The organism is Prosthecochloris sp., assembly GCA_015482705.2.
Classification (GTDB): Bacteria; Bacteroidota; Chlorobiia; order Chlorobiales; family Chlorobiaceae; genus Prosthecochloris.
Genome location: JADMLA020000001.1, coordinates 1 through 9,521, shown reverse-complemented (window position 1 = coordinate 9,521; position 9,521 = coordinate 1). Strand labels below are relative to the sequence as shown.

Sequence of the window (9,521 nt, the reverse complement as noted above, 5' to 3'; positions counted from 1 at the left end):
GCAGCTCGCGATTCTTTCGTTTTCCCTTCTCTCATGCTTGGTACAGAACACCTGGCCCTCTCGAACCAGCCCGCTTCCTTCAACGGGCTCTTAATGTAGAAAAAGAACCTTTTACCTCCAAACAAAAAACAGAAAAAAAGGAAAAAAAGAAGCAGGAGTTCAGAAGTCAACAACCTGTTGATTTATTGAATGTTCGAGCTGTTGAACAGTTTTCGTAAATATGCAGGAGATAGGTAACGCAGATACCCGTCAGTGGATTACTCTATAGGCCTCATATAGAACGAATGAAGCCTATAGAGAGGTGGGATCCAGCACACAAAAAACGCGATATGTGAGCGCATTCCGTGCACCTTGCGTTCCTCATCGTTCAACCGATGGCTCGGACGCCTCCAGCGGCAGAGCATCGGGCTCGAAGGAAAGTTGACGCGATCCGTGGGCAAATTCTTTTGCCGCCTCAACAAACCCCTTGAAGAGGGGGTGAACGCTGCGAACCCTCGATTTATACTCAGGGTGAAACTGTACGCCGACAAACCAGCGATGATCCTTGAGTTCTATAATCTCGACAAGATCACCGTTAGGAGATGTTCCGGAAAACAACATGCCATTTTTTTCGAACAGCTCACGGTACTCGTTATTGAACTCGTAACGGTGGCGGTGCCGCTCGTTGATAAGAAACTTGCCGTAAGCCTTGTGCACCTTGGTGTTCTCCTTGAGAATACAGGGATAGCTGCCCAGTCGCATGGTTCCGCCCTTTTCCTTGACCTTTTTCTGGTGTTCCATCAGGTCAATGACCGGCTGACGGCACCGTTTATTGAATTCGGTGGAGTTTGCTTCACTGAAACCGCACACGTTCCGGGCAAACTCAATCGACGCACACTGCATACCAAGGCATATTCCCAGGAACGGGATATTGTTTTCACGAGCATAGCGAATGAAACTGATCTTGCCTTCGATACCCCTGTCACCGAAACCGGGCGCAACCAGCACACCATGAACACCTTTCAGAAAATCTGGACTGCAACCGCCGTTTTCCTCAGCATCTTCCGCCCTGAGCAGTCTGACATTCACCTTGATGTTGTTCATTGCTCCTGCATGAACAAAAGCCTCGAGAATAGACTTGTACGCATCGGGATATTCAGTATACTTTCCGCATATCGCGATCGTCACCTCTCCATCCGTCGGGTGCTTCACCTTGTTGCAGAAGTCCCGCCAGTATGAAAGCTCCGGATCCCTGTATTTCTTGATATTGAGTTTTTTCAGCACACGTTTGTCGAGCTGTTCGTTCAGCAGCATCAGCGGCACATCATAAATTGTTCCGCAATCGTTCAGCCCGATGACATCGGCTTCATGAAGGTTACAGAAGTGCCCTACCTTGTTTTTAATCTCTCTTGAAAGCGGTTTCTCACTCCGGCAAACAAGAATGTCCGGCTGAATCCCGGTTTCAAGCAACATCTTGACACTGTGTTGCGTTGGTTTGGTTTTGAGTTCACAGGCCGCCTTGATGTAAGGCACGAGGGTCAAATGGATGTTCAGGAGATTTTTCGGGCCCAGATCCAGCTTCAACTGACGCATGGCTTCGAGAAAAGGCAGCGACTCGATGTCACCGATAGTACCGCCAATCTCGGTAATCAGTATATCCAGACTGCCGTTTTTCGCCTGCTCGTTCATTTTCTCCTTGATCTCGTCGATCACATGAGGGACCACCTGAACGGTACCGCCCAAGTAGTCTCCCTGGCGTTCCTTGTCAATAACTGATTTATAGACCCTACCCATCGTCAGGTTCGACGATTGCGACGTCGGCTCGTCAAGAAACCGCTCATAATGCCCAAGATCGAGATCCGTTTCTGCACCATCATCGGTAACATACACCTCACCATGCTGGTAGGGCGACATCGTCCCGGGATCAACGTTTATATATGGATCGTATTTCTGTATCGCCACACGAAGGCCTCGTGACTTCAGAAGCAGTCCAAGGGAAGCAGACAAAATACCCTTGCCTAAAGACGAGACAACCCCTCCTGTAACAAAAATATGCTTTACGTTTTTCGGTCGTGCCATAACAGTAACGGTGTTTTCCAAAGTTGATCGTTTCACTAAGCACGGCATTGCCATGCTGTCGAATTCTCTCAGAACAAACGGCTGTCTTGTAATTCTCTCAAATACTACAATGACAAATGCGAGCCATCACAGAAAGGCTTGCTCTTCGACTGGCCGCAACCGCATATCGCAACAGTTCTCTTCTCCTCGATCTCTACCTTGTACGAGTGCATGCCTGTTCCATGATGAGAACCATCACAATAGGGTTTGTTTTTCGATAACCCGCATGCACAATACTTTTTCAATCCGGGTTCTTCATGCAGAATATAAGGCTCTGTTCTCTTGTCCATAACCACCTCCTGTGTTAACTAGCCTCAGGAATCAAAAAGCTCGATCTGCTCCTCCGGGCCGTCGCCAACCTCTTCATCCCCGTTTTTCGGCACTCTCGCAGTAGCAGAGATCGTATCACCTTCCATGAGCCGAACAAGTCTCACTCCTGAGGTGTTACGACCGGTGAGCCTGATATTGGATACATGCTGACGATTGACAATACCGTTGGCAGTGATAATAATGAGATCATCGCTGTCATTGACATCGAGCAGGCCAACAAGGCTACCGACTTTCTCGTGCGCTTTGAGAGTGATGACTCCTCTCGCACCCCTGCGCGTGAGCCGGTAGTCCTCAACTTTACTGCGCTTGCCGAATCCGTTGTCCGTAACAGCGAGAAGAGAGGTATCGGAACGTTTCGATGTCACCATGGAAATGCAATGCTCATCCTCGTCCAGGGTTATACCCTTAACACCCATCGCCGTTCTTCCCATCGGACGGACATCTTTTTCAGCAAAACGGACCGCATAGCCCGAATTCTTCGCCATGATAATATCGTGTTCGCCATCGGTCAGACGAGCATCGATCAACTCGTCGCCGTCTTCTATCGTAATAGCGGCAATACCGTTACGGCGAGGCCGGGAAAACGCTTCGATCTCGGTTTTTTTAATGATACCCCTGGATGTAGCCATAACGATGAAAAGAGAATCATCGAAATTCTTTACGTTGATATATGCCCGAATCATCTCACCCGGCTGCAGCTCCATGATATTTGCCAGAGACCTTCCCCTTGCCGCTCGTCCAGCTTCCGGAATTTCATAGACTTTCAGCCAGTGGCATCTGCCCCTGTTGGTAAAGAAAAGAATATAGTTGTGCGTGGAGGCAACGAACATATGCTCCACGAAATCTTCATGCTTGGCCTGTGCTCCGGTTACCCCCTTACCCCCACGGGCCTGGCGACGGTATCCCGAAACCGGGAAACGCTTGATGAAACCCTCGTGCGTAACAGTGATGACAACATCCTCCTGTGCGATCATATCCTCGATGGAGAACTCACCTTCCTGCGGCCTGATTTCTGTTCGTCGCTCGTCGCCATAAACCTGCCTGACTTTCAGCAGCTCACCCTTGATGATCTGCATCTGCTTTTCAGGATTTGCAAGAATAAAACGCAGCTCTTCGATGAGTGCAAGGGTTTCGTTATAGTCCTTTTCAATTTTATCGCGCTCCATACCGGTAAGGCGCTGGAGTCGCATTTCCAGAACAGCTTTCGACTGAACTTCGGTCAGCCCGAATTTTTCCATAAGCCGTTCCTGAGCCACTGCTGCATTGGGAGACTGTCGAATCGTGGAGATGACCTCATCGAGGTTATCGAGACAGATTTTCAAACCTTCGAGGATATGCGCTTTCTTTTCGGCAGCTGCCAGTTCGAAGGTGGTTCTGCGAAGAATAATCTCATTGCGATGCTTGAGATACTCCTGCATCATCTCCTTCAGGGTAAGCACTTTCGGCACCCCGTTGACCAGAGCAAGCAGAATGACACCAAAGGTATCCTGCATCGGCGTATGCTTGTACAAATGGTTCAGCACCACCTTGGCGACGGCATCTCGCTTCAGTTCGATCACAAGTCGCATACCGTCACGATCGGACTCGTCACGGATATCGGCAATACCTTCGATTTTCTTCTGGTGAATCAGATCGACGATCTTTTCTATGAGCCGTACTTTGTTAACCTGGTAGGGAAGCTCGGTCACGATAATCGATTCTCTTCCGTTTTTCTGGGTCACCTCAACAACAGCTCTTGCACGGATAACCACACGTCCACGACCGGTTCTGTAAGCCTGCTTGACCCCCTCGTATCCGTAGATAATTCCGCCGGTTGGAAAGTCAGGAGCAGTAACATGCTCCATAATTTCATCAATGGTAATATCAGGATTGTCAATCATTGCGATCAACCCGTCAACCACCTCGTTGAGATTCTGCGGAGGAATATTGGTCGCCATACCGACTGCGATACCCGAAGCGCCATTGACCAGCATATTCGGCATTGCAGAAGGCAGTACTGTCGGCTCCTCGAGCGAATCGTCGAAATTGAGAGCAAAATCAACCGTTTCCTTTTCCAGGTCCTTGAGCATCTCACCTGCTACGTTTTTCATGCGAACCTCGGTATAACGCATGGCAGCGGGGGAGTCGCCGTCGATCGAACCAAAGTTACCCTGTCCGTCGATCAGCGGATAACGCATGGAAAAATCCTGGACCAGGCGTACGATACTGTCATAGACGGCACCATCGCCATGGGGGTGAAACTTACCAAGCACTTCACCAACCACACGGGCGGATTTCTTATAGGACTTTCCTGCCTGCAGGCCAAGTTCATGCATGCCGTAAAGCACCCGGCGGTGGACCGGCTTGAGACCGTCACGAACATCCGGCAACGCCCGGCTGACGATAACCGACATGGAGTAATCGAGGTAGGAGTCCCTCATTTCATCTTCTATGCTGATCGGTAAAATCTTGTCGCGCTGCATGTTCGTGCTTGTAACTATGTGAATGAAAAAAGAAAAACCAACGGGGACAATGTAATAAAATAGACCTCTAAAGGAAAAGCATCAGGCCGCTTGTTTCAACACCTTACAAACCTTCTGCAACCGTACTGTTAAGTTGTACCTTCGGAGCGTCTCCCCATAGTGACTCGAGATCGTAAAATTTCCGTTCATCGGGCATGAAAATATGAACCACGACATCGACATAATCAATCAAAATCCAATGCAACGAATCGGCCCCTTCGATATGTAAAGGACGTTCATCGTCTTGCTTCAGTTCATTGACAATGTGCTCATAGGCTGCTTTAGCTTTTCTTTCGGAATCAGCCGTAGCAACCACAAAAAAATCCGTGACGCTCGTCAACTCCCTGACATCAAGCACCATGACCTCTTCACATTTTTTCTCCTGCGATAATTCTGCCGCTCTTTTCGCCAGCAGTTCGCTTAAAGTAACCTCTCTCACATCCAGTCTCTTATCGTCTTCACGAATCAGCTCAGCCATAAACCTCCGTTTTACTCAATTAAAAAAAACTTGATTTCAGGTCTTTCGAAGAACCCAGTACCCCATAAGTTGCTGTATTAAAATATACTAATAATCAACGCTTTGCGAAGTCGCTACTTTGCGGGCATCCTCGTATAAAGAGTATCACCAACTCCAACAACAAACGTAACGCATGAACGGGTTCAATAATTCTTGAATCTTAGAAATGAAAAATCCTGCTTAGGCCACGATCACCACCCTCTCGGTACCACTGGATCATCACAGAACAATTGATGCGATATCCAGGCAAATTCACTGTCCCGTGTCCCCCATTACCCATTACCTGCTCACCTATTACCTATTACGCGTACGACCTTACCTTTTTGGACGGAATTTCTGCTGATAATCAGGAATCAGCGTTTCCAGAGAGGAGATCTCTCCTGCCGTATATTGCTTGTTCGCAAGAGGAATGAGCGATGCCGCTGTAAAAAAATCAGCTTCTACAGCACCAACACCGCCAGCCAGACAAACCTCCTGTAGTGGAGCAATCTCTCTTGCGACAACGGTACAGCGCCCCCGTCTCAACTCAAGAAAGTCTTTCAAGCGCTCAACAGGAGCATAAGTCTTCTCCCCGATCTCTTCAAACCCACCATCTTTCGAAGCATAGAGAGCATAATAAAACTCACCCTTTCTTGCAGGGATAACCGGCACCAGAAAAGGAGTATCGACATGCTCACGTGCTGATTTGGCAAGAGCTTCCATGGTTGAAACCGTAACCAGTGGGGCATCAGTTCCATAAGAGAGCCCTTTCGCCGTAGCCATACCGATACGCAACGCGGTAAAAGAACCGGGGCCGGAGGAAAGTGCAAGAAGATCGATATCACTTATGGCTATCGCTGCCGCGGCAAGTACTTTGTCGACGAGGGGAACAATTGATTCCGCAGTCCGCTGCCACTCCCAGATCGTCTCCTCGACAACCCCATCAGGAGCACCAACCGCAATACTGATGCATCGATGCGTGCATTCTATTGCAAGAATCTTGTGAGAAAAAGTCAAATGGAAAAAGTCAAAATCAAAAAAAACAGACAAAAAGCTTTTCAAGGATTACGTACGACGATACGCCGTTCGCTTTCTCCTACGGCCTCAATAAATACTTTTTTTGCATTATCGGGAAGTTCATCGGAAAATTTTTCACCCCATTCCACAACGGATATTGCATCTCCTGCAATGTATTCACCGAAACCGAGTCCTTCAAGCTCGATAGGGGACTCGATGCGATAAAGATCGAAATGCTGCAGCTTCACCGGTGAGTCTTTCAAACGCCCCTTGTAAATATTGAAAATTGAAAAGGAAGGACTCGTCAATTGATCGTCACAGTTGAACACCTGCGCAATTCCTCTCATGAATTCGGTTTTTCCGGCACCCAGGTTACCGCTCAAAGAAACAACATCCCCTGGCAACAATCCCGCTGCAAACTGCCGCGCATATTCACGGGTCTCTTCAACCGAACGGGAAAAGAATTCTTTCATGGAAGGAAAGTCAAAATTCAAAGGTCAAAAGTAAAATATCTGAAACCATCATATCACCATTGAGCAAGACAAAAACTGGCTTGACGCGATAGATGCTGACGCTTTTCCATACATTGGCCACTCACTAATATGCTATTAACTCAAAAAGAAAGCACCCTTTTGACCGGCATATTATAAAAGATTTATCACAACAAGAAACCTACAACAGGCACAGTAAGGTTCATGGCCTCACATTTCCGTACCGAAGGAACCCTGTTGACCTTTGACGTTTTCCTTTTGCCATTACATAAGCCTATGCATCACCAAACCTGTCATGATCTTCGGGTAAAAATACGTCGACTTCTGCGGCATCACTTCTCCTTCTCCTGAAATATCGAGCACCTGTTGAACGGTTGTCGCCTTGACGACAAAACCGACCTGGATACCACCGTGTGCCACGGCATCGAATACCTGACGATCGTCCTCTTCGTAGACGAGGTTCGTCTGGCTGCGCATCGCCTCCGGCGTAATGCCGAGAACCCGGTGCAGAATGAGTTCATGTAAAACAACAACACTGAGCTGCAGGAGCGGAGCGGGTACCGAGTCGCCAAGAAGCGTTTCAGGAGAATCTTTCATCTTGATTCCCCAGATCCCCTCCGAAGTGACAACACCATAAACATGGCTTGAAGATTCACTTTCAAGGTAGTGCCTCAGCTCTTCTCTACCGCCGAGAGGTTTCACCTCGAAGTGGGTGCTCAAGGTATCGATCAAACCTTCCGGACTGAACCTTCCGAGACTATGTACCATCCTGTGTAATGGAAAGATAATGAGCCCTTCGTCAAAGATGTTGGCGAGGTAGATCAGAATGAAATTATACGGCTCGTCACCGGTATGCGAATGATTTTCCTCGGAACGGAGGTTACGGTAATTCACCCCTGTTTCATAACGGTGATGTCCGTCAGCGATATAAACCTGACGGTCGAGCAACACCTGCTGTACCGTTGCGATAACATCGGGATCCGTCATCTTCCAAAGCCGGTTCCTGACGCCTTGAAATACAGCATCGACCTCAGGGTCATGCGTTACAGCAAACTCCTCGATCGCCTTGTCCGCCTGTAACTTTTCGTCGGCATAGAGCCCGAAAATGCTGCTGATATTGGCTTGTGTCCTTTTGAACAGGTTCAACCTGTCCTTTTTCGGCCCGGAAAGCGTCCGCTCATGCGGCAATACCTTCTTTTCGCTGAATTCGTGCAGACGCAACGCACAGAAAAAACCTTTCCGGGTATAGGTGTTTCCTTCAGGGTCGGTATAGGTCTGATAGTAGGGGTAGAGCGCGGACTCGTCATCCTGCTTCAGAATCCCGTTCTGCATCCACCGCACAATCCGCTCTGCCGCTGCCCCGTAGGGGTCATCCTCTTTCGGAAGCTCCAGCCGCACCGCATTGTACCCTGAACGGTCATACAGTTCCTGCTGCATGGCGGGAGGAATGATATCATAGGGCGGACAGATGATAGATCCCATGTCACCTGCGGTTTCAGGATCGTACCGCAAACCCTTGAAAGGACGGATTTCAGGCATGATTGTTCTACTTTTTATTCTTTTTTACAATGCCTTGTACACTGCTTCCTCAAGATAAAAAATGCCGTGTAAACGACCGGCCAATATCTGTTCTCTGAATTGATAGATCGAGCAGAATGCCTCTCGATTTTTCAGCTCACCATGGAAAACAACAGTTATACCCCTTTATTGGCAGTGAATATTTTCATAGCCAACCCAATAAATACAATCCCCGCAATACGATTCAGGTAATTTTGGACTCTGGGCGACCGCTTTAAACAGGCACCCAGAGTACCTGCCAACAAAGCGATCCCCCCAAAGACAACCAGCGTAACCAGAATAAAAAGTGCGCCGAGCATGAACATCTGCTGCGCAACCGGACCGTTTTCAGGGATCGCGAATTGAGGCAGAAATGCCAAAAAAAAGATCGATACCTTCGGGTTCGTGACATTCATGATAATGCCACGCCGGTAAAGCTGCAGTCCCGAAAGTTTATTGGACTTACCGTCTTCCAAGAGAGACGCGGATGCTGTAAAAGCCTGCCAGGCAAGATAAAGCAGGTACACTGCGCCGATGACTTTTAAACCGGTGAACGCAACTGTTGAAGCCTGAAAAATCGCTGCCACCCCTAAAGCAACAGCCGAAGTATGAACGACAAGACCCGTACAAAGCCCAAGTGTCACCTGAATACCTTCTTTTCTACCATATAGCGCTGCCTGAGTCAGGACAAAGATGTTATCCGGTCCGGGTACTAGCGCAAGCAACACTGAAGCAAATAGAAAAGTGAAAAGAGACTCTACGGGCATCACAGGATAGTATTGAAGAAATCCATATTCAAACGTTTTCGGAGATAATTACCGATGAAGTCGCTGACCGAAAACCCCTTTTCCATCATTTTTGTTCCATTGTGCTCAACACAATAATGATACGGACATCGGAATACCTGAGCATCAGCATTCGCCGGTGCAGCTGTTTTTCAAATTATACTCTGCTCTCCTGCATGAATCACGACTTTTTCGGCATCACACTTTCCCCCGTTTCGGAAACAACAAAGAGAGCTCCCACAAGTAG

The 9,521-nt window shown here is 48.3% G+C and carries 8 protein-coding genes; all 8 read right to left on the bottom strand.

The genetic code is table 11. The features are described 5' to 3' along the window. Nucleotides 1-360 precede the first annotated feature (360 nt). The gene (locus QZ209_RS00040) at nucleotides 361-2,058 is read right to left on the bottom strand and encodes a CTP synthase (RefSeq protein ID WP_294343131.1); all 1,698 of its coding nucleotides are present in this window, start codon (nucleotides 2,056-2,058) and stop codon (nucleotides 361-363) included. 104 nt (nucleotides 2,059-2,162) lie between these two features. Continuing rightward, nucleotides 2,163-2,387 carry a CDGSH iron-sulfur domain-containing protein gene (locus QZ209_RS00035; protein ID WP_294343130.1) on the bottom strand — a complete coding sequence of 75 codons (225 nt, stop codon included), beginning with the start codon at nucleotides 2,385-2,387 and terminating at the stop codon, nucleotides 2,163-2,165. 24 nt (nucleotides 2,388-2,411) lie between these two features. Then, on the bottom strand, nucleotides 2,412-4,889 hold the full coding sequence (gyrA, locus tag QZ209_RS00030) for a DNA gyrase subunit A (protein ID WP_294343124.1): 2,478 nt from the start codon (nucleotides 4,887-4,889) through the stop codon (nucleotides 2,412-2,414). Between the two features lie 103 nt (nucleotides 4,890-4,992). After that, nucleotides 4,993-5,406, bottom strand: a complete 414-nt coding sequence (gene rsfS / locus QZ209_RS00025) for a ribosome silencing factor (protein WP_294343123.1) — start codon at nucleotides 5,404-5,406, stop codon at nucleotides 4,993-4,995. A 354-nt stretch (nucleotides 5,407-5,760) separates the two neighbouring features. Further along, nucleotides 5,761-6,474 (bottom strand): tRNA (adenosine(37)-N6)-threonylcarbamoyltransferase complex dimerization subunit type 1 TsaB, encoded by a 714-nt coding sequence (tsaB, locus tag QZ209_RS00020; protein ID WP_294343121.1) that lies wholly within the window; start codon nucleotides 6,472-6,474, stop codon nucleotides 5,761-5,763. A gap of 8 nt (nucleotides 6,475-6,482) precedes the next feature. Then, nucleotides 6,483-6,914 carry a tRNA (adenosine(37)-N6)-threonylcarbamoyltransferase complex ATPase subunit type 1 TsaE gene (gene tsaE / locus QZ209_RS00015; RefSeq protein WP_294343120.1) on the bottom strand — a complete coding sequence of 144 codons (432 nt, stop codon included), beginning with the start codon at nucleotides 6,912-6,914 and terminating at the stop codon, nucleotides 6,483-6,485. A gap of 282 nt (nucleotides 6,915-7,196) precedes the next feature. Further along, a complete protein-coding gene (locus QZ209_RS00010; RefSeq protein WP_294343118.1) occupies nucleotides 7,197-8,471 on the bottom strand; it encodes a DUF1015 domain-containing protein in 1,275 nt (424 codons plus the stop codon). 155 nt (nucleotides 8,472-8,626) lie between these two features. Then, entirely contained in the window at nucleotides 8,627-9,259 is a 633-nt protein-coding gene (locus QZ209_RS00005; protein ID WP_366515720.1) for a LysE family translocator, read from the bottom strand. Nucleotides 9,260-9,521: the final 262 nt, after the last annotated feature.